The following is an 18,946-nucleotide window of genomic DNA, read 5'->3' on the forward strand; positions in this document are numbered from 1 at the left end:
GCGATCAGCGGCGACGACGGCTGTCGGCGAGGGTGAACCAACCGATCCCGCCGACCACCAGCCCGGCGCCGACCAGCTCCGTCACCGACGCGGTCTCGCCGAGGAAGAGGAAGGCCAGCGCCATCGTCGCCACCGGGCTGACCGTCGAGATCATCGAATTGGCCTGTGCCGAAATGCGCTTCAGCGCGGCGTTCATCAGGAAGGTCGGCAGCACCGTCGCGCCGATCGCGATCATCAGCGCCAGCGTGAACATGTGCGGCGACACCAGCAGCGCCTCCAGCGGGCGCACCAGGGCGAACTGGCCGAGCGCGACGACGCAGGCGGAAATCATCGCCACGCAGGTGAACAGCGCCGAGCCTATGTGATTCAGCAGCTTGCGCGCCATCAGCTGGTACAGCGCGAAGCTCACCGCCGCCGCGCCGACCAGCGCGGCGCCGCGCGCGGTGTCGCTTCCGGCGGCGGAGAAATTCTGCGCGAAGATCATGGCGAGGCCGGAATAGGCCACGGCGAAGGCCCACAGCGCCCGCAGGCGAACCGGCTGGCCGAACAGCAGCGCGCCGAACAGCACCACGAACAGCGGATAGGTGAACAGGATCAGCCGCTCGAACGAGGCGGAGATGTATTGCAGCCCGAGGAAGTCGACGTAGCTGGAGAACCAGTAGCCCAGCGCGCCGACACCGGCCGACTGCGCGAGGATCTTCAGGCTCGGCAGCGCCTCGCCCCGCCGGTGCAGGCCATGCACGGCGAAGGCACCGATGACGAGATAGAACGGCAGCGAGAACGCCAGGCGCAGCGCCAGCAGAGTCTCGGGATCGATCCCTTCCGCATAGGCGAGCTTAATGATGATGGCCTTGGAGGCGAACAGCACGGCGCCGGCCGCGCCGAAGACGTAGCCGGCCACCGGCAGGTGCGCGGCGGAAACGGTTGGCTGCGAGGGGGTACTGGCGGGGCGGGACATATCTCCCCTTACCCGCATTTCGCGCCCAGCGCAGCCACAAGCCCGCATGGCAGATCGGACAGAAGCGCGGATTGGCCTCAGGCGAAAGGCAAGGTGCGGTGCGGGCGCCATCCGGCGAGCCGCTCGCGCACCTCCGGCCGGGCGACGAAGACGAAATTGTTGATATAGCCGAACGGCGCCAGCGCGCCCGTGCCGGCCTCGTTCAGCGCATCGAGCCGCTGATGGCGCGCGGGATCGAAGCCCGACAGGGGATGCAGGCCGTCGGCAAGCACGAAGAACCCCTCATAGCCGAGCGGTTCGAGGCTGGCCCGCAGCCCGGCCACGGCGCCGGGGCGATGGCGCTCCTCGGCCTCGATCAGCAGGGTGGGCTTGCTGGCGAGCAGCAGGCGCCGCGCCCCGTCGAGCACATGCTGTTCGTGTCCCTCGACATCGATCTTGATGAAGGCGACGTCCTCGCCCACGCAATCATCGAGCCGAAGACAGTTCACCGCCACAACGTCGACCGCTAGGTCATGGTCCAGGGCCGCCCCGTCGATCGTCGCCAGCGGCGAGTAGCCGCGCGGGACATGCAGTTCGGCAGAACCGGGTCGATCGCTCAGCGCGCCCTCGAACAGCCGCATGCGCCCCTGCTTCAGCGCCGCGGCGAAGCGGCGGCGCAGCACGCGGGCCATCTGCGGGTTCGGCTCGAAGGTCGCCACCCGCGCGCCGAGCTTCAACAGCCAGTAGCTGAACAATCCCCGATTGGCGCCGACATCGCAGGCGAGCTCGCCGGGTCGCACCAGCAGCGGCAGCAGCTGAATCTCGCTGGCGCCGTCGCGTGCCACGTGGCGGTCGGCGACGTCGCTGAGCACACCGAAGATTCCCGGCAGGTAACGCTCTCCCACCGTCCTCAGACCGGTCAGCATTTCGGCGGCTCCTTGACCCATGCGGTGCACACCCCCCTCTCTAGATAGGAGCTTCCCGCGCCAAGGCACACCCCTACGCGAAGCCCCCCTGTTCCCGCCGGGCAGGAATTCGTATCTAGGCGGGATGAGCGCCCGTCTCCCCAACGATCTGCCGCCCCCCGACCTCGAAGACGCCGACGACATCGCCGGTGCCGAGGCGGACGACGAACTGCTTCTTCTTGCCGAGGAGGCCGACGAGGCCGAGCCGGCCGCCGGCACGGTGGCGGTGGGCCGCGCCGCGATCCAGCGCGCCATCAAGCACGCGCCGAATGGCCCCGGCGTCTACCGCATGGTCGGGTCGGACGGCACGGTGCTCTATGTCGGCAAGGCCAAGAGCATCAAGCGCCGCATCGTCGCCTATACGCGCCCGACCGGCCTCACCGCCCGCATCATGCGCATGGTCGCCGCCACCGCCGAGATGGAGTTCGTCTCCACCGGCACGGAGACCGAGGCGCTGTTGCTGGAGGCCAACCTCATCAAGCAGCTGCGCCCGCGCTTCAACGTGCTGCTGCGTGACGACAAGTCGTTTCCCTACATCCTGATCACCCGCGACCACGACGCGCCGCAGATCACCAAGCATCGCGGCGCGCGCAACCGGCCGGGCGACTATTACGGCCCCTTCGCCTCGGTCTGGGCGGTGAACCGCACCATCAACGCGCTGCAAAAGGCGTTCCTGGTGCGCTCCTGCTCCGACAGTTTCTACGAGGCGCGCACCCGCCCCTGCCTCTTGTTCCAGATCAAGCGCTGTGCCGGCCCCTGCACCGGCGAGGTGAGCCACGCCGACTACGCCGAATATGTCCGCGAGGCGCGCGAGTTCCTGTCCGGCAAGAGCCGGGTGGTGAAGGAGCAGCTTGCCCGCGAGATGGAGCATGCCGCCGAGGATCTGGAATTCGAGCGCGCCGCCGTGCTGCGCGACCGCCTCGCGGCGCTCTCCGCCGTACAGGGAACGCAGGGCATCAACCCGCGCTCGGTGGAGGAGGCGGATGTGTTCGCCATCCATCAGGAGGGCGGGGCGACCTGCGTGCAGGTGTTCTTCTTCCGCACCGGGCAGAACTGGGGCAACCACGCGCTCTATCCGCGCGCCGACCGCTCGCTCGGCCCCGGCGAGGTGCTGGAATCTTTCCTCGCCCAGTTCTACGAGGACAAGCCCTGCCCGGCGCTCATCCTGCTCAGCCACGACATTGCCGAGCGCGAACTGCTGGAGGAAGCGCTCGCCACCCGCGCCGGCCACCGCGTCGAGATCGCGACGCCGAAGCGCGGCGAGAAGCGCGAGCTGGTCGAGCACGCCTTGCAGAATGCGCGGGAGGCGCTCGGCCGCAAGCTCGCCGAGAGCGCCAGCCAGGCCCGGCTGCTGGACGAGCTGGCGCGCGCCTTCTCGCTGCCGGCGAGCCCCAAGCGCATCGAGGTCTACGACAACAGCCACATCATGGGCACCAACGCAGTCGGCGGCATGATCGTCGCCGGGCCGGAAGGATTCGCCAAGAGCCAGTACCGCAAGTTCAACATCCGCTCGACAGAGCTCACCCCCGGCGACGATTACGGCATGATGCGCGAGGTGCTGACGCGGCGCTTCTCGCGGCTGCTGCGGGAGAATCCGCGCAATATTTCACCTCTCCCCGAGGGGGAGAGGTCGACGGCGCAGCCGGCGGGTGAGGGGGACGCTCCACCGGCTGTGTCGCTCTCCACGCTCGACGCTCCTCCCCCCTCACCCCAACCCTCTCCCCCGGGGGGAGAGGGAGATGAAGCCGAGGCCGCCTCCACCGCCTGGCCGGACCTGCTGCTCATCGATGGCGGGCCGGGCCAGCTCAAGGCAACGGCGGAAACCCTGGCGGAGCTCGGTATTCACGACGTGCCCCTCGTCGGCGTCGCCAAGGGGCCGGATCGTGACGCCGGTCGCGAGACGTTCTACGTCCGGGGACGCGAGCCCTTCCGGCTGGAGCCGCGCGACCCGGTGCTCTATTTCGTGCAGCGCCTGCGCGACGAGGCGCACCGCTTCGCCATCGGCTCGCACCGCGCCCGGCGCAAGAAGGACATCACCCAGGCCGGCCTGCAGGAGATTCCTGGCATCGGCCCCACCCGCAAGCGCGCGCTGCTGCGCCATTTCGGAACGCTGAAGGCGATCGAGCGTGCCTCGCTCGCCGATCTCGAAGCCGTGCCCGGCGTTAACGCGGCGACGGCGCGGGCGGTGTATGATTTCTTCCACGCCAAACCCGGCTAGGCGGCCGGGCGCGGCGCGAACCGCCACGCGATGGTCACAGCGCGCCGCCAAGATGAGCGCTTGCGATTGACGTATGTCACCCGCATGGCTACGTCCGTTCTCCAGGAGACCAGCAAACCATGGTCGATGTCGCGAGCAGCCAGCCGACGGTACGGGAGCCGGGTCATATGAAACGCGGCCACGCCTTCTCGCTGCCCAATCTTCTGACCTATGGCCGCTGCGTGGCGGTGCCGTTGGTTGCTGGCTGCCTGTTCTGGTCCGACATCCTCGCCGGCGGCCTGTGGCTGCGCTGGCTGGCCCTCGCGCTCTACATCGTCGCCGCCATCACCGATTTCTTCGACGGCTATCTCGCCCGCGCCTGGCAGCAGCAATCGGCCATCGGCCGCATGCTCGACCCCATCGCCGACAAGCTGCTGGTCTCGATCTCACTGCTGATGCTGGCCTCGGACGGCACGATTCGCGGCTGGTCGCTCTGGGCCGCCACCGTCATCCTGTGCCGCGAGATCCTGGTCTCGGGCCTGCGCGAATTCCTTGCCGAGCTGCGGGTCAGCGTTCCCGTCACCCGTCTCGCCAAATGGAAGACCACGGCGCAGCTGGTCGCGGTCGGCGTGCTGCTCGCCGGTCCGGCGGCGGACAAGCTGGTTCCCGGCATCACCCTGGTCGGCATCGTGCTGCTCTGGGTCGCGGCGGTTCTCACCCTATATACGGGCTGGGACTATTTCCGCGCCGGGGCGCGCCATCTGATCGAGGACGAGCGTTGAAGATTCTCTATTTCGCCTGGGTGCGCGAGCGCATCGGGCTTGAGGGCGAGGACATCGAGGTGCCGGCCGGCGTGCACACCGTGGCCGAGCTCGCCGCCCATCTGAAGGACCGTGGCGAGGGCTATGCCCATGCCTTCGAGAATCCGCGCGTGGTGCGCGCCGCGCTGGACCGCAAGCACGCCAAGCCCGACACGCCGATCGGCTCCGCCAGCGAAGTGGCTTTCTTCCCGCCCATGACGGGCGGCTGAACAGGAGAGCGGCATGTTCACCGTCCGCATCCAGTCCGAGGATTTCGACGCCGCCGCCGAGGCCGCCGCCCTCACGCGCGGGCGCAACGATGTCGGCGCCGTCGTCACCTTCACCGGCCTCTGCCGCAAGGACGACGCGCAAGGCGGCGCCCCGCTCATCGCGCTGACGCTGGAGCATTATCCCGGCATGGCGGAAGAAGAGATCGGCCGCCTCGTCATCGAGGCGCGCGACCGCTGGCCGCTACTCGGTGCCACCGTCATTCACCGCTTCGGGCGGATGGTGCCGGGCGACAACATCGTGCTGGTCGTCACCACCTCGTCGCACCGCACCGCCGCTTTTGAAGCCGCCGAGTTCCTGATGGACTGGCTGAAGACCCGCGCGCCGTTCTGGAAGCTGGAGGAGCGGGAGGCCACCAACAGCTGGGTCGCCGCCAAGGACACGGACGACGAGGCCGCGGAGCGGTGGGGGTGAACCTGGAAACAAAAATGCCGGCCCGAAGGCCGGCATTTTCATTTCATCGACGCGAAGAGTGCCTCACGCCGCCGCCTTCTTGGGCTGCACCTCGGCCATGTAGTCGTCGAACAGCGTCTTGGTGACGGGACCCGGCTGATAGTGGCGGCCGGCGATCTCCGACACCGGCGTCACCTCGGCGGCAGTGCCGGTGATGAAGCACTCGTCGAAGCTCTCCAGCTCTTCCGGCATGATCGCCCGCTCATGCACTTCGAAGCCGCGCCGCCTGGCGAGGTCGAGCACCGTCTGGCGGGTGATGCCGTTCAGGAACGCGTCGGCCTCGGGCGTGTGGATGACGCCGTTCTTGACGAAGAAGATGTTGGCGCCGGTGCATTCGGCCACGCGGCCGCGCCAGTCCAGCATCAGCGCGTCGGCATAGCCTTCGCGTTCCGCAGCATGCTTGGAGATGGTGCAGATCATGTACAGACCCGCCGCCTTCGAGGTCGAGGGTGCGGTCAGCGGATCGGGACGGCGATACTTCGCCTGGCCGATGCGGATGCCCTTCAGGCGCTCGGCCGGATCGAAATAGCTCGGCCATTCCCACGCCGCGATGGCGAGGTGGATCTGGTTGTGCTGCGCCGAGACGCCCATCATGTCCGAGCCGCGCCAGGCGACGGGGCGCAGATAGGCATCCTTCAGCTTCTGCTTGGCCAGCAGTTCGCGGCAGGCGGCGTTGATCTCGGCCTCGCTGTAGGGAATCTCGAAGTCGAGCAGCCGGGCGCTCTCCTTCAGACGCAGCGTGTGCTCGTCGAGCTTGAAAATCTCGCCGCCATAGGCGCGCTCGCCCTCGAATACGCAGCTGCCATAATGCAGCCCGTGGGTCAGAACATGGACCTGGGCATCCTGCCACGGCACGAAGGCGCCGTCATACCAGATCCAGCCACTGCGTTTGTCGAAAGGCTCGCTTGCCATGGTTGCATCTCCCAAACAGGCCACGGACGCCCATGGAGACGTCGCGGCCTTCTGTTCCTTCAGCGTGGCGGCTTCGGCATTGTTCCACGAGCGCAATACTTTGCCTCGCAGCCGAAGTCCCGTTATCGTTCGCCACCCCGCGCAGGGGCGGCTAGTCTATCCCGTTCGCGTCAGGATTGCCCGGCCGAGCCGAACGATCCTTTCGTTGAACGGGACATCTGGGTAACGATCATAACGAAAAAAGTCAACATGGCTGACATAAATGTCTCGCTGCCGTCGCGCCCTGCCAAGGGCGAACCCGTCGTTCCCGGCCGTCCCGCCGGTGCGGGCGACGGCGAGCCGCTGGTCGATCTGATCGAGCTTTTCTTCTTTGCCTACAGGAACTTCGTCTCCGATCCGGACGAGATCCTGCAGGGCATCGGCTTCGGTCGTGCGCATCACCGCGTGCTGCACTTCGTCTATCGCCACCCTAGTATGCGCGTGACGGACTTGCTCGACATCCTGCGCATCACCAAGCAGAGCCTCGGGCGCGTGCTGCGCGAGTTGGTCGACCAGGGCTTCATCGACAGCCGCGCCGGCTCCTCCGACCGCCGCCAGCGGCTGCTCCACCTCACGCCGAAGGGCGAGGCGCTGGCGCAGGAATTCGTCGCCATCCAGTCGCGGCGCATCCGGCGGGCCCTGGAGGAATGCGGTGCGGATTCGCGCGAGCAGGGGCGCCGCTTTCTTGTCGCCATGATCGACCCCGAGGATCGCGGCGCGGTCGAGAAGCTGATCGCGCGCGCCGACCAGTCGGCGGAATCGCGGGCCGGCGGCAAGGGTGTTCCGGCAAAGGGAGGCATTCCCGCCAAGGGGACGGCCGTCAAGGATGCCGGTGCCAAGGATGTGGGCACCAGGAACGCGCCGCTCACGCGACCCGCGGGTTGAGGGAGACGTCAATGCTCAATGCCACCGCCGAGGCCACCGGCCGCGCCATGCTGGCCGACGACGCCGTGCATCTGCTGATCGTCGACGACGATCGGCGCATCCGCGACCTGCTCTCGCGCTTCCTCACCGAGCACGGCTACCGCGTGACCACCGCCGAATCCGCGGCGGACGCGCGCGCGCGCCTCGGCGGGCTCACCTTCGACCTGCTCATCCTCGACGTGATGATGCCGGGCGAGAACGGTTTCGAACTCGCCCGCGCGGTGCGGGTGGATTCGGGCGTGCCGATCCTCATGCTGACGGCGCGCTCGGATGCCGAGGACCGCATCCAGGGCCTCGAGATCGGGGCGGACGACTATCTCGCCAAGCCGTTCGAGCCGCGCGAGCTGCTGCTGCGCATCGGCAACATCATCAAGCGCTCGGCCGCGCCGCCGACGCAGGTGATCGAGGTGGTGCGCTTCGGCCCGTTCGCCTTCCATCTGGAGCGCGGCGAACTGACCCGCGACGGCGAGCCTGTGCGCCTCACCGACCGAGAGCGCGACATGCTGCGCGTGCTCGGCGAGCGTCCGGGCGACACCGTGCCCCGGCAGGCGCTGGTCGCGCCCGGCGCCGCCGCCGGCGACCGCGCCGTCGACGTGCAGGTCAACCGCCTGCGCCGCAAGATCGAGAAGGACCCGGCCAACCCGAATTATGTGCAGACCGTGCGGGGGGTCGGCTACCGGCTGGTCGTCGCGCCTTGAGCCTGCTCGACACCCATATGGTCGGGGCCGCCCGCGCGCGGCTGCGGCATACGCAGGCACGCATGCGCGAGAACAATGCCCGCTTCGGCGCATGGTTCAACCGCGTCATGCCCAAGGGCCTGTTCGCCCGCTCGCTGATCATCATCGTCACTCCGATGGTGATCCTGCAATCGGTGCTGGCCTTCGTGTTCATGGAGCGCCACTACAACACGGTGACGCGGCGCCTCTCCGCCGCGGTGTCGCAGGACATCACCGCCGTGGCCGACCTGGCGGTGAATTTCCCCACCCCCGAGGATCAGGAGCGTATCCGGCAGATCGCCCAGACCGCGATGGGCCTGACGGTGGAATTCCTGCCCGGAGAGCGCCTGCCCGCCCCCGGCCCGAAGCCGTTCTTCTCCATCCTCGATTCCGCCTTCACCAGCGAGCTCGGCAAGCGGCTCGGCCGGCCCTTCTGGACCGACACGGTCGGCAAGTCGAACCTGCTCGAAGTGCGCGTGCAGCTGGACGGCACGGTGATGCGCGTCTTCGCCCGCCGTTCGCAGGCCTATCTCTCCAACTCGCACATCTTCCTGGTCTGGATGGTCGGCACCTCGCTGGTGCTGCTCGCCGTCGCCATCCTGTTCCTGCGCAACCAGATCAAGCCGATCGAGGCGCTGGCGGACGCCGCCATCGCCTTCGGCAAGGGGCGCGACGTCACCGGCTTCCGCCCACGCGGGGCGCGCGAGGTGCGCGGAGCCGCACTCGCCTTCCTGGAAATGCGCCGGCGCATCGAGCGGCAGATCGAGCAGCGCACCACCATGCTGGCCGGCGTCAGCCACGACATGCGCACCATCCTCACCCGCTTCAAGCTGGAGCTGGCGCTCATCGGCGACACGGTCGAGACCGAGGCGCTGCGCAAGGATGTCGACGAGCTGCAGAGCATGCTGGAGGCTTATCTCGCCTTCGCCCGCGACGACACCGGCGAGACTCCGGTCTCCGTCGACGTGTCGCGGATCATCGACGACACCCGCTTCAACGCCGAGCGCCACGGCGCCAGGGTCACCGCCAGCTTCACCGGCGACGACCCGATGGTGATGCTGCGCCCCGACGCTTTCCGCCGCTGCCTCGCCAATCTCGCAGCAAATGCCTGGCGCCACGGCACCCGCATCGCCATCACCGGCACGCGCGACGAGCGCTGGCTCACCATCACCGTCGACGATGACGGCCCCGGCATCCCGCCGGACCGGCGCGACGACGTGTTCCGCCCCTTCGTGCGGCTGGACGATGCCCGCAACCAGGATGCCGGCGGCTCCGGCCTCGGCCTCACCATCGCCCGCGACGCCGCACGCTCGCATGGCGGCGACGTGACGCTGGGCGAGAGCCCGCTGGGAGGATTGAGGGCGACGGTGCGGATTCCGGTCTAGGCCCGGCTCAGAACAGCCGCGCGCCGTTCGGCACTTCGCGATCGGGCGCGAACAGCACCACCGCCCCGTCTTCGTCGGGGAAACCGAGGGTCAACACCTCGGAAATCGCCGGGCCGATCTGGCGCGGCGGGAAGTTCACCACCGCCGCCACCTGCCGCCCGATGAGATCCTCCGGCGCATAGTGCACGGTGATCTGCGCGGTGGACTTCCGGCAGCCTATATGCGGCCCGAAATCGATCACCAGCTTGATCGCCGGCTTGCGCGCCTCGGGAAACGGCTCGGCCTGAATGATGGTGCCGACGCGGACGTCGACCTTGAGGAAATCGGCGATCGAAATCTGTTCCAGCGGCGCCAGACTCACGGAACCCTACTCCCTCTGAATGTTCTCATCATGCCGCCGCCGGCGCGTCGGGCTCCTGGGCCTTGGCGCGCCGGCGCCGCCCGCCCGTAGCGAAGCTGACCGCGCCCTCGATCAGGCCGAGCGCCCGCTCACCCTTCGCCAGCTCGCGGTCCAGCGTGGCCATGGTCGGGGCGAGACCCGGATCTTCGTCGTGCAGGAAGGTCTGCACGGCGCGGGCGAAGATCAGCGCCAGCCCCTGCGCGCGCACCGCGCCCTTGAGCCCGGCGGTGTCGATCTTCGACGCTGCCAGCATCCATTGCTGCGAGCGCACGGCAAGCCGGTTGAGCGCCAACGCGAAGAACGGGTTGCGCCGGGCCGATTCCGCCAGCGAGCGCAGCGCCGCCTTGTGCGGGCCGAGCGCGTCCAGCCGGCGCATCAGCACGTCGAACAGCCGGTCGCGCGGCGGCTCGTCCGCCATGTCGTCGGTGGAAGCGGCCAGCACCTTGCGGTCGGTGTCGCGGATGAAGGCGACAAGGATGTCGAAGGTGGAGCCATAGGCCGAACGCAGTTCGGACAGGCTGACGTCCGCCTGCGCCGCGACATCGCCGAGCCCGATGCGCTCGAAGGGGCGTACCGCGAGCAGCTCGAGGAAGCCGCTCAGCGCCTTCGCCCGCAATTCCTCCACAGTGGCCGGCGCGGTGGCCGGCTTGGCGGCGCGTGCCGGCTTTTCGGCGGCCGCTGCGGCCGCCGCTGCTGTCTTGCTTGCCTTCGTTCCGGGAGAGCGTGCCATGAAGACCTCCTGTCCTGAACGTCGCCTGTCCTCAATCTAGGACTCGCGAGCCGAAAGGAGAAGGGCATGGCGCGCGCGAGGCGTCATTGACCGCGCGCAACCGGGCCCGATTCAGCCCGCCAGCTCGCGCGAGCGCCGCGCCGCCGCCATCACCGCCTCGACCAGCAGCGGACCGAAGCCCGCGGTCTCGTCCATGAGCACGGAAAGCGCCGCTGCCGTGGTGCCGTTCGGCGAGGTGACATTCTTGCGCAGCTGTGCCGGATCGATGCCGGAACGGGCGATCAGCTCGCCAGCGCCGGACACGGTCTGCCGGGCCAGCCGGTCGGCAAGGTCGGCGGGAAGCCCAGCCTTGGCGCCCGCCTGCGCCAGCGCCTCCGCCAGCAGGAACACATAGGCGGGACCGGAACCGGAAACGGCGGTCGCCACGTCGATCAGATCCTCGTCCTCGACCCATTCGACACCGCCAATGGCGCGCAGCAGGCCGTCAGCAATGTTCAGCTGGTCGGGCGTCACCGCCGCGTTCGGCACCGCCACGGTCACGCCACGGCCGATGGCGGCCGGCGTGTTGGGAATGGAGCGCACCACGGCGGTGCCGGGGGCGAAGGCGGCCTCGATGAAGGCAAGCGTGCGTCCCGCCATCACCGAGACGACCAGCGTATGCGGTCCGGCCAGCGGCGCCACCTTGGCCAGCACCTCGGGCGCGACCTGCGGCTTCACCGCCAGCAGCAGCACCACCGGCGGCCCGCCGTTCAGCGGGTTGAGCGCCACGCCGCGACGCTCAAGCAGTTCCACCACTTCCGGCGGCGGACCGGGATCGATCACCGCGACCTGCGAAGGAGCCAGCCCGAGGCTGATCCAGCCCTCAAGCATGGCGCCGCCCATCTTGCCGGCGCCGACGAGCACCACGCGACCGGGAATGTCGGAAAGTGTAACCATCACGGAACTCTGAACCTGATACCGGCGGAGAACCGCCCCTCCGCGCAGCATACCCCGTCCCGCAGCCTCATGCCCGGCCTTCAACCGGGCATCCACGATTTTGGCAGTGACGTTTCGTCTCGAAAGGTGGAAGGCCGGGTGTCCTGCCGAAGGACCACCCGCCGCCCTCACGCCTCGCCGACGGTCTCGAACAGTGTCGCGTCCATCGCCTCGCGCGCCGACTTGCCGGCCCAGACCACGAACTGGAACGCCGGGAAATAGCGCTCCACCGCCTCGATGGCGCATTCCATCATCACTTCGCACTGGCGGTCGGTCGCCTCGGCGCCGGCCAGCAGGAGCGCATGGCGGAACATGATCACGCCCTCCTTCGACCACAGGTCGAAATGGCCGATCCACATCTGCTCGTTGATCAGCGAGAGCAGGCGCAGCACCTCGGTCTTGCGCTTCTCCGGCACCTTCAGGTCGAAAGCGCAGGCGACATGCAGCGCCTCCACCTCGTCCATCCACTGAAACGAGACGTGGCAGTCGGTCCAGCGGCCATCGACGGAGATGGTGATCTCGTCCTCCGCCGAACGCTCGAACGACCACTCGTTGAGCGCCGCTATGCGCTCGATCAGATCCAGCGGATTGAGGCGGGTGTCGGCTTCGAAATCGGTATAGGTCATGCACGACCTCGCGAGGATGTCACGAACGCAGTTGGTTGCATCCAGCGCTGAAGGCCAATCCGGCACGCCCGCCCGAGGGGAGGAACGGCCGCCATCGACATTATCGCGCTGGAGTCGTACCCCGCTGCGAAGGTTGGCCTCGGCCCCCGGAGCGGGACCTTGCGCCATGGTGTTGAGATTCGGTGCGCCGCCGCAAGAGCGGATATCCGCCGGCGGGACCGCGTCCACAAAGGGGTCGGGTCAGCCGAGCGAATCCGGCGGGCTGAGCCTGGCTTCCAGCGCGGCGATGCGCGCTTCGAGCCGCTCGTTTTCCTCGCGCGCAGCGGCGGCAAGATCTTTCACCGTCTCGAACTCTTCACGCGTGACCACGTCGAGCTCGCGCAATATGCGCTCGGCCTGCGCGCGCATCACGGTTTCCGCCTCGCGACGCACGCCGCTGGCCACGCCGGCCGCGTCGTTCATCAGCCGGGCGAAATCGTCGAAGATGCGGCTGGTGGTCTGGGTCATGTCCTTCACTCCCGGCTAGGCTCGAATGGTAACGCGCCTTTGAGGGGAGAATGGGGCGGCGTGCTGCGGTGCGCAAGGGCAGGTTGCGGTGCGCATGTGGGTAGCGTCCCGCGCGATGGTAACGGTCGGTACACCATGTCGCGCTAGGACTGGCCTGCCTTGATCCTGTCACGCCCGGCAGGCATGAGCAGCGCCGTGCCGACGCGCCCCTGTCCGGCGTGCCGTCATGCCCCCGCATGCCCCGAGTGACGTCCCTCGTGATGTCCCCATAAAAAGTCTGTCCGCTCCGCCATGCCGATGCTCGCCCCGCCGCTCTTCGCCCTGCCCTTCCCCCAGATCGATCCGATCCTGATCGAACTGGGGCCGTTCGCGATACGCTGGTATGCGCTTGCCTATGTGGCCGGCCTGCTGATCGGCTGGTGGCTGGCCAAGCGGCTGTGCTCCAGCCCGAAGCTGTGGGGCGGCAAGGCGCCGATCGCCCCGGAGGAGTTCGACGACGCGGTGGTGTGGATCGCCTTCGGCGTCATCCTCGGCGGGCGCATCGGCTATGTGCTGTTCTACAATCTGCCCTATTACGCCGCCCATCCGCTGGAGGCGCTCACCGTCTGGCACGGCGGCATGGCGTTCCACGGCGGCTTCCTAGGCTCCATCCTCGCCATGTACCTGTTCTCGCGCCGGCGCGGGCTTTCCTTCCTCTCCATGCTCGATATCGCCGCCACGGTCGTGCCGGTCGGCCTGTTCCTCGGACGCCTCGCCAATTTTATCAATGGCGAGCTGTGGGGCCGGCCCTCCGACGTGCCATGGGCCATGGTGTTTCCCCATGGCGGCCCGCTGCCGCGCCATCCCAGCCAGCTCTATGAGGCGGGACTGGAAGGGCTGGTCATCTTCACCGTCCTCATGCTTGCCATCCGCGCCGGCGCGCTTAAGCGGCCCGGCCTGATCGCCGGCACTTTCGTGTTCCTCTATGGCTGCGCGCGCATTTTCGTCGAGTTCTTCCGCGAGCCGGACCCGCAGCTCGGCTATCTCGCCGGGGGCTTCGTCACCATGGGAATGGTGCTGTCCCTGCCCATGCTGGCCCTCGGCGCCTGGCTCGTGCTGCGCGCCCGCCATCGCCCGCCGCTGAACGCCGGCATCGCAGCATGAGCGCGCTGCGCGAGGAGATTTCCGCCCTCATCGCGCAGGGCGGGCCGATCACCGTCGCCGACTATATGGAGCTGTGCCTGTTCCACCCGAAGCACGGCTATTACACGACGCGCGAACCCTTCGGCACGGCGGGCGATTTCGTCACCGCGCCGGAAATCAGCCAGATGTTCGGCGAGCTGATCGGCCTGTGGGCGGCCGACACCTGGATGCGGCTGGGCAGGCCCGCCCCCTTCATTCTCGCGGAACTCGGCCCCGGACGCGGCACCATGATGGCGGACGCGCTGCGCGCCGCCCGCGTCGTGCCGGGCTTTCTCGACGCCGCGCAGATCGTGCTGGTCGAGGCATCGACGCGCCTGCGCGAGATCCAGGCTGCGACGTTGGCAGGCCACCGGATCGACTGGGCCGCCTCGCTCGACGGGCTGCCCGCCGGCCCGCTCATCCTGCTCGCCAACGAATTCTTCGACGCGCTGCCGATCCGGCAGTTCGTGCGCACGCCCGACGGCATCGCCGAGCGCATGGTCGGCCTCAGTGAGGATGGCGCGCTCGCCTTCGGCCTGCGCCCCGGCGCACGGCTGGACAAGCGGGCGAACGACAGGCTGCGGGACGCCCCGCAAGGCGCGGTACTGGAGATCTGCCCCACGGGCCTTGGTGTTGCGGAAAAGCTCGGCGCCCGCCTCGCCACCTCAGGCGGGGCCGCGCTCATCATCGATTATGGCCATGCCGGCGGCTTCGGCGACACGCTGCAAGCCCTGCGCGCCCATGCCTATGACGACGTGCTCGCCCATCCCGGCGAGGCGGATGTCACCGCCCATGTCGACTTCGCCGCGCTCGCCCGCACCGCGACCGCCGTCGGCGCCCGCGCTTTCGGCCCCGTCACTCAGGGCACGCTGCTGGAGCGGCTCGGCCTCGATGCGCGCGCCGAGCGGCTGAAGCGAGACGCCGATGCCCCCGCCCGCGCGGCGATCGACGCCGCCCGCTCCCGTCTCGCCGGCACCGGCGCGAATGAGATGGGGACCCTCTTCAAGGCGCTCGCTCTGGTGCATCCTGCGCTCGACCTCGTCGCCGGATTCGCGCCCGACGAGGAATACAGGGAAACGCCCGCATGAAGGTCGAATCCAACGCGCTCAAGGCCCTGCCGGGCATCCGCCACGCCTTCTTCACCCGCGAAGGCGGTGTTTCCGAGGGCATTTATGCCGGGCTGAACGGCGGCACCGGCTCGCGCGACGACCAGGAGCGGGTCGCGGAGAACCGCGCCCGCATGGCGGCGTCGCTCGGCGTGCCGGCCGGGCACCTGCTCACCGCCTGGCAGATCCACTCGCCCGATTGCGTCGTCGTCGACACACCATGGAACGAGCGGCCCAAGGCCGATGCGGTTGCCACCGCGACGCCCGGCATCGCCGCCGCCGTCTCCATCGCCGATTGCGGGCCGGTGCTGTTCGCCGACCCGGCGGCGCGGGTCGTCGGCGCCGCCCATGCCGGCTGGAAAGGCGCCGTCGGCGGCGTGCTCGATACCACCCTCGCACGCATGGAGGAACTCGGCGCCCGCCGCGAGCGCATCGTCGCCGCCATCGGCCCGCTGATCCGCCAGCCGAGCTACGAGGTCGGCCCCGACTTCATCGAGAAGCTCACCGCGCTCGATACCACCAATGAGCGCTTCCTCATCGCCTCCGAGCGCGCGCACCACGCCAGGTTCGACCTGCCGGGCTATATTGCCGCGCGGCTGGCGCAACTCGGTGTCGGCACCATCGACGATCTCGGCCTCGACACCTATTCGGACGAGGCGCGCTTCTACAGCTATCGTCGCGCCACCCATCGCGGCGAGCCCGATTACGGCCGGCTCGTCGCCGCCATCACCCTGGTCTGACGGTTTCCCCATGGCCCTGCATTTCACCGCCCCGGAATTCGCCCGCCGCAAGGAGCGCCTGCTCGCGGAACTCGCCGCGCGCAGGCTGGACGGCCTGCTGATGTTCCAGCAGGAATCCATGTACTGGCTGACCGGCTACGACACGTTCGGCTTCTGCTTCTTCCAGTCGCTCTGGCTCGGGGCGGATGGGCGGATGGCGCTGCTCACCCGCTCGGCGGACCTCAGGCAGGCGCAGCACACCTCGCTCATCGACGATGTGCGCATCTGGACCGACCGCGCCGACGCCACGCCGCAGGACCAGTTGCGCGACATGGTGGCGAGCCTCGGCGGCACGGGTGGCCACATCGGCGTGGAATATGAGAGCTACGGCCTCACCGCCGCCAATGGGAAGAAGCTCGACGCCGCCTTCGACGGCTTCGCCACGCTGGAGGACGCCTCGCGCCTCGTCGACCATCTGCGCGCGGTAAAGTCGCCGGCCGAGATCATCTATGTCCGGCAGGCGGCCAAGCTCGCTCTGGCCGCCCGCGACGCGGCGATCGCGGCCATTGCTCCCGGCGTCGACGAGGGAACCGTGCTCGCTTCCATGCAGGGCGCGATCTTCGAGGGCGGTGGCGACTATCCCGCCAACGAGTTCATCATCGGCTCCGGCCGCGACGCGCTGCTGTGCCGCTACAAGGCCGGGCGCCGCAAGCTGGATTCCGAGGACCAGATCACGCTGGAATGGGCCGGTGCCTACCGCCATTACCACGCGGCGATGATGGAGACCGTCATTGTCGGCCCGCCCCGCGACCGGCACCTGGAACTCTTCGCCGCAGCGAAGCAGGCGCTAGAGGCCTGCGCCCACGCCATCGTGCCCGGCAAGACCGCCGGCGAAGTCTTCGCCGCCCATGCCCATGTGATGGACGGGCATGGGCTGGAAAAGCACCGGCTCGCCGCCTGCGGCTATTCGCTGGGCGCCAAGTTCACCCCCTCCTGGATGGACCCGCCGATGTTCTATGCGGATAATCAATGGGTTCTGGAGCCCGGCATGGTCATGTTCGCCCACATGATCCTGATGGACAGCGAGAGCGAGACGGCCATGTGCCTCGGCCGCACCTTCCTCGTCGGCGTTAACGGTAACGAATGCCTCACCGACGCCCCTCTGGACCTAATCGTTAATTAGCTTTAACCATTTGCCCTGACCGCCGGCGACGGTCGCGACTCTCCGCAGGGAGGGATACGCGCCGCATTCGGCTCTCAGGGGATGGGTTCATGATCGCTCGACTCCGCCGGCAGCTTGGCCGGCGCCTGCCGACGACAGCGGCGCTTCTCGCCGCACTTGCCCTCGGGGCTTGCCAGACCAACGGCGCCGGCAAGCCGGTCGCTTCCAGTGCCATCTCCGGCAGCAACGCCATCGCCTTCGAATCCATCGACGGACCGCCGCAGCCGGTGTTCGATCGGCTGGTGGCTAGCCTCGCCTCCGAGGCCAAGACGCAGAAGGTCGCCGTCGTCTCCCGCCAGACCGAAAGCGCCGCCTATCGCGTGCGCGGCTATTTCGCCGCCGCGGTGCAGAACGGCCAGGGCGAGGTCGACTGGGTATGGGACGTGTTCGACGCCGACCGCGAGCGCGTGCTACGCGTCGCCGGGACCGAGAAGGTCGGCGCCGGCAAGGATGTCTGGAACAAGCTCGACGACGAGACAGTGAACCGCATCGCCGCCAAGAGCCTCGACGAAATCTCCACCCGCCTCGCCGCCGGCCCCGCGCCTGCCCGGCCATCCGCCCCGGCGAGCACGGAAGAAATCGAGGCCGCGCCGCCGGTCCAGCCGGGTGATACGTCTGCTGTCGCCGCCGTTCAGCCGGACGAGCCGGGTGCCGCCGTGGCCGATCCCGCGGCTGCCGGGGCGCCGGGCACCGCGCTCACTTTCGCCGCGCATCCCTGAGCCACATGACCTTACGTTGCGCGGGACAAGCCGTCGCGCCGGGCTTGACTTGGCTTTACAGCACGGGCCGGCCCGCCTATCAGGGCTGCGCGACGGCCGTGCGACGGCCGCGCGGATGTGAGTACGGCTTGGAGCGCGCCGGAAATGTCGAACAATAACGGGTCGATCAAACTCGTCGCCGGCAATGCGAACCGGCCATTGGCGGAGGCGATCGGGGCCTATCTCCGCACTTCGATGACCAAGGCGGTCGTCCGGCGCTTCGCTGACATGGAGATCTTCGTCGAGATTCAGGAGAACGTGCGCGGCAAGGACGTGTTCGTCCTGCAGTCCACCTCCTTCCCGACCAATGACCATCTGATGGAGCTGCTCATCATCACCGATGCGCTGCGCCGCTCCTCGGCCCGCCGCATCACCGCCGTGATCCCCTATTTTGGTTATGCTCGCCAGGACCGCCGCTCCTCCGGCCGCACGCCGATCTCCGCCAAGCTGGTCGCCAACCTCATCACCCATGCGGGTGCCGACCGCGTGCTGACCGTCGACCTGCATGCCGGCCAGATCCAGGGCTTCTTCGACATCCCGACCGACAATCTGTTCTCGGCGCCGGTGATGGTCGCCGACATCAAGTCCCGCTTCGACCTGTCCAACCTGATGGTCGTCTCGCCCGACGTCGGCGGCGTGGTGCGCGCCCGCGCGCTGGCCAAGCGCATCGACGCCCAGCTCGCCATCGTCGACAAGCGCCGCGAGCGGCCGGGCGAGAGCGAGGTGATGAACGTCATCGGCGACGTGCAGGGCAAGCGCTGCATCCTGGTCGACGACATCATCGATTCCGGCGGCACGCTGGTGAACGCGGCCGACGCGCTGCTGGCGCGCGGTGCCACGGAAGTGCACGCCTACATCACCCACGGCGTGCTCTCGGGCGGCGCGGTCTCACGCGTCACCGCCTCGAACCTCAAGGAGCTGGTGATCACCGATTCCATCCAGCCGACCGAGGCGGTGCGGGTCGCGCGCAACATCCGCGTGGTCTCCATCGCCAGCCTGCTGGCCGAGGCGATCGGGCGCACCGCGCATGAGGAAAGCGTCTCCAGCCTGTTCGACTGAGCGCGGTTCCGCGCCCGGTGGCAGCCGGCACTCTATTACCTAAGTCGCGGAAATCTAATAATAAGTC

The 18,946-nt window shown here is 68.5% G+C and carries 21 protein-coding genes; 13 read left to right on the forward strand and 8 right to left on the reverse strand.

Annotated features, from left to right (window positions below; all coding sequences use genetic code 11):
- Positions 1-4: 4 nt before the first annotated feature.
- Entirely contained in the window at positions 5-958 is a 954-nt protein-coding gene (locus tag ACO2RV_RS19500; RefSeq protein ID WP_423295906.1) for a DMT family transporter, read from the reverse strand.
- Positions 959-1,035: 77 nt separating this feature from the next.
- Positions 1,036-1,863 (reverse strand): FkbM family methyltransferase, encoded by an 828-nt coding sequence (locus tag ACO2RV_RS19505; RefSeq protein WP_423295907.1) that lies wholly within the window; start codon positions 1,861-1,863, stop codon positions 1,036-1,038.
- Between the two features lie 19 nt (positions 1,864-1,882).
- Here ACO2RV_RS19505 and uvrC point away from each other — a divergent pair, with 19 nt between their 5' ends.
- From uvrC to ACO2RV_RS19525, 4 genes are all read left to right on the forward strand, one after another.
- Positions 1,883-4,120: an excinuclease ABC subunit UvrC gene (gene uvrC / locus ACO2RV_RS19510; RefSeq protein ID WP_423295908.1), complete on the forward strand. Its 2,238-nt coding sequence runs from the start codon at positions 1,883-1,885 to the stop codon at positions 4,118-4,120.
- Positions 4,121-4,287: 167 nt separating this feature from the next.
- The gene (gene pgsA / locus ACO2RV_RS19515; protein WP_423295909.1) at positions 4,288-4,881 is read left to right on the forward strand and encodes a CDP-diacylglycerol--glycerol-3-phosphate 3-phosphatidyltransferase; all 594 of its coding nucleotides are present in this window, start codon (positions 4,288-4,290) and stop codon (positions 4,879-4,881) included.
- On the forward strand, positions 4,878-5,129 hold the full coding sequence (gene moaD, locus ACO2RV_RS19520) for a molybdopterin converting factor subunit 1 (RefSeq protein WP_423295910.1): 252 nt from the start codon (positions 4,878-4,880) through the stop codon (positions 5,127-5,129). Before pgsA ends, moaD begins: the two co-directional genes overlap by 4 nt.
- Positions 5,130-5,142: 13 nt before the next feature.
- Complete coding sequence (locus ACO2RV_RS19525; RefSeq protein WP_423295911.1) at positions 5,143-5,601, forward strand: molybdenum cofactor biosynthesis protein MoaE; 459 nt, start codon at positions 5,143-5,145, stop codon at positions 5,599-5,601.
- 63 nt (positions 5,602-5,664) lie between these two features.
- Here the strand turns inward: ACO2RV_RS19525 and ACO2RV_RS19530 are convergent, their stop codons facing one another.
- Complete coding sequence (locus ACO2RV_RS19530) at positions 5,665-6,552, reverse strand: branched-chain amino acid aminotransferase (protein WP_423295912.1); 888 nt, start codon at positions 6,550-6,552, stop codon at positions 5,665-5,667.
- A 249-nt stretch (positions 6,553-6,801) separates the two neighbouring features.
- On the opposite strand from ACO2RV_RS19530, the gene ACO2RV_RS19535 reads away from it, so the two are divergent.
- The 3 genes from ACO2RV_RS19535 to ACO2RV_RS19545 are packed head-to-tail and all read left to right on the forward strand — an operon-like array spanning position 6,802 to position 9,616.
- The gene (locus ACO2RV_RS19535) at positions 6,802-7,476 is read left to right on the forward strand and encodes a MarR family winged helix-turn-helix transcriptional regulator (protein ID WP_423295913.1); all 675 of its coding nucleotides are present in this window, start codon (positions 6,802-6,804) and stop codon (positions 7,474-7,476) included.
- Between the two features lie 11 nt (positions 7,477-7,487).
- The gene (locus ACO2RV_RS19540; RefSeq protein WP_423295914.1) at positions 7,488-8,213 is read left to right on the forward strand and encodes a response regulator; all 726 of its coding nucleotides are present in this window, start codon (positions 7,488-7,490) and stop codon (positions 8,211-8,213) included.
- Positions 8,210-9,616: an ATP-binding protein gene (locus ACO2RV_RS19545; protein ID WP_423295915.1), complete on the forward strand. Its 1,407-nt coding sequence runs from the start codon at positions 8,210-8,212 to the stop codon at positions 9,614-9,616. The genes ACO2RV_RS19540 and ACO2RV_RS19545 overlap by 4 nt, the downstream gene beginning before the upstream one ends.
- 7 nt (positions 9,617-9,623) lie before the next feature.
- Here the strand turns inward: ACO2RV_RS19545 and ACO2RV_RS19550 are convergent, their stop codons facing one another.
- The 5 genes from ACO2RV_RS19550 to ACO2RV_RS19570 form a co-directional block, all read right to left on the reverse strand.
- Entirely contained in the window at positions 9,624-9,977 is a 354-nt protein-coding gene (locus ACO2RV_RS19550; protein ID WP_423295916.1) for a tRNA-binding protein, read from the reverse strand.
- Between the two features lie 28 nt (positions 9,978-10,005).
- Positions 10,006-10,746 (reverse strand): TetR/AcrR family transcriptional regulator, encoded by a 741-nt coding sequence (locus ACO2RV_RS19555; RefSeq protein WP_423295917.1) that lies wholly within the window; start codon positions 10,744-10,746, stop codon positions 10,006-10,008.
- Positions 10,747-10,857: 111 nt separating this feature from the next.
- Positions 10,858-11,682 (reverse strand): pyrroline-5-carboxylate reductase, encoded by an 825-nt coding sequence (gene proC / locus ACO2RV_RS19560; protein ID WP_423295918.1) that lies wholly within the window; start codon positions 11,680-11,682, stop codon positions 10,858-10,860.
- Positions 11,683-11,849: 167 nt separating this feature from the next.
- Entirely contained in the window at positions 11,850-12,347 is a 498-nt protein-coding gene (locus ACO2RV_RS19565) for a YbjN domain-containing protein (protein ID WP_423295919.1), read from the reverse strand.
- 240 nt (positions 12,348-12,587) lie between these two features.
- Entirely contained in the window at positions 12,588-12,854 is a 267-nt protein-coding gene (locus tag ACO2RV_RS19570; RefSeq protein WP_423295920.1) for an accessory factor UbiK family protein, read from the reverse strand.
- A 291-nt stretch (positions 12,855-13,145) separates the two neighbouring features.
- Here ACO2RV_RS19570 and lgt point away from each other — a divergent pair, with 291 nt between their 5' ends.
- The 6 genes from lgt to ACO2RV_RS19600 all read left to right on the forward strand — a co-directional run bounded on the left by lgt (position 13,146) and on the right by ACO2RV_RS19600 (position 18,879).
- Complete coding sequence (gene lgt / locus ACO2RV_RS19575) at positions 13,146-13,997, forward strand: prolipoprotein diacylglyceryl transferase (protein ID WP_423295921.1); 852 nt, start codon at positions 13,146-13,148, stop codon at positions 13,995-13,997.
- Complete coding sequence (locus tag ACO2RV_RS19580; protein ID WP_423295922.1) at positions 13,994-15,103, forward strand: class I SAM-dependent methyltransferase; 1,110 nt, start codon at positions 13,994-13,996, stop codon at positions 15,101-15,103. The genes lgt and ACO2RV_RS19580 overlap by 4 nt, the downstream gene beginning before the upstream one ends.
- The gene (gene pgeF, locus ACO2RV_RS19585) at positions 15,100-15,861 is read left to right on the forward strand and encodes a peptidoglycan editing factor PgeF (protein ID WP_423295923.1); all 762 of its coding nucleotides are present in this window, start codon (positions 15,100-15,102) and stop codon (positions 15,859-15,861) included. Before ACO2RV_RS19580 ends, pgeF begins: the two co-directional genes overlap by 4 nt.
- A 10-nt stretch (positions 15,862-15,871) precedes the next feature.
- Complete coding sequence (locus ACO2RV_RS19590) at positions 15,872-17,023, forward strand: M24 family metallopeptidase (RefSeq protein WP_423295924.1); 1,152 nt, start codon at positions 15,872-15,874, stop codon at positions 17,021-17,023.
- Between the two features lie 89 nt (positions 17,024-17,112).
- On the forward strand, positions 17,113-17,781 hold the full coding sequence (locus ACO2RV_RS19595; protein WP_423295925.1) for a hypothetical protein: 669 nt from the start codon (positions 17,113-17,115) through the stop codon (positions 17,779-17,781).
- A gap of 144 nt (positions 17,782-17,925) precedes the next feature.
- Positions 17,926-18,879, forward strand: a complete 954-nt coding sequence (locus ACO2RV_RS19600) for a ribose-phosphate pyrophosphokinase (RefSeq protein ID WP_423295926.1) — start codon at positions 17,926-17,928, stop codon at positions 18,877-18,879.
- Positions 18,880-18,946 lie beyond the last annotated feature (67 nt).

The organism is Ancylobacter sp. VNQ12, from assembly GCF_049445835.1.
In the GTDB taxonomy this organism is placed as follows: domain Bacteria; phylum Pseudomonadota; class Alphaproteobacteria; order Rhizobiales; family Xanthobacteraceae; genus Ancylobacter.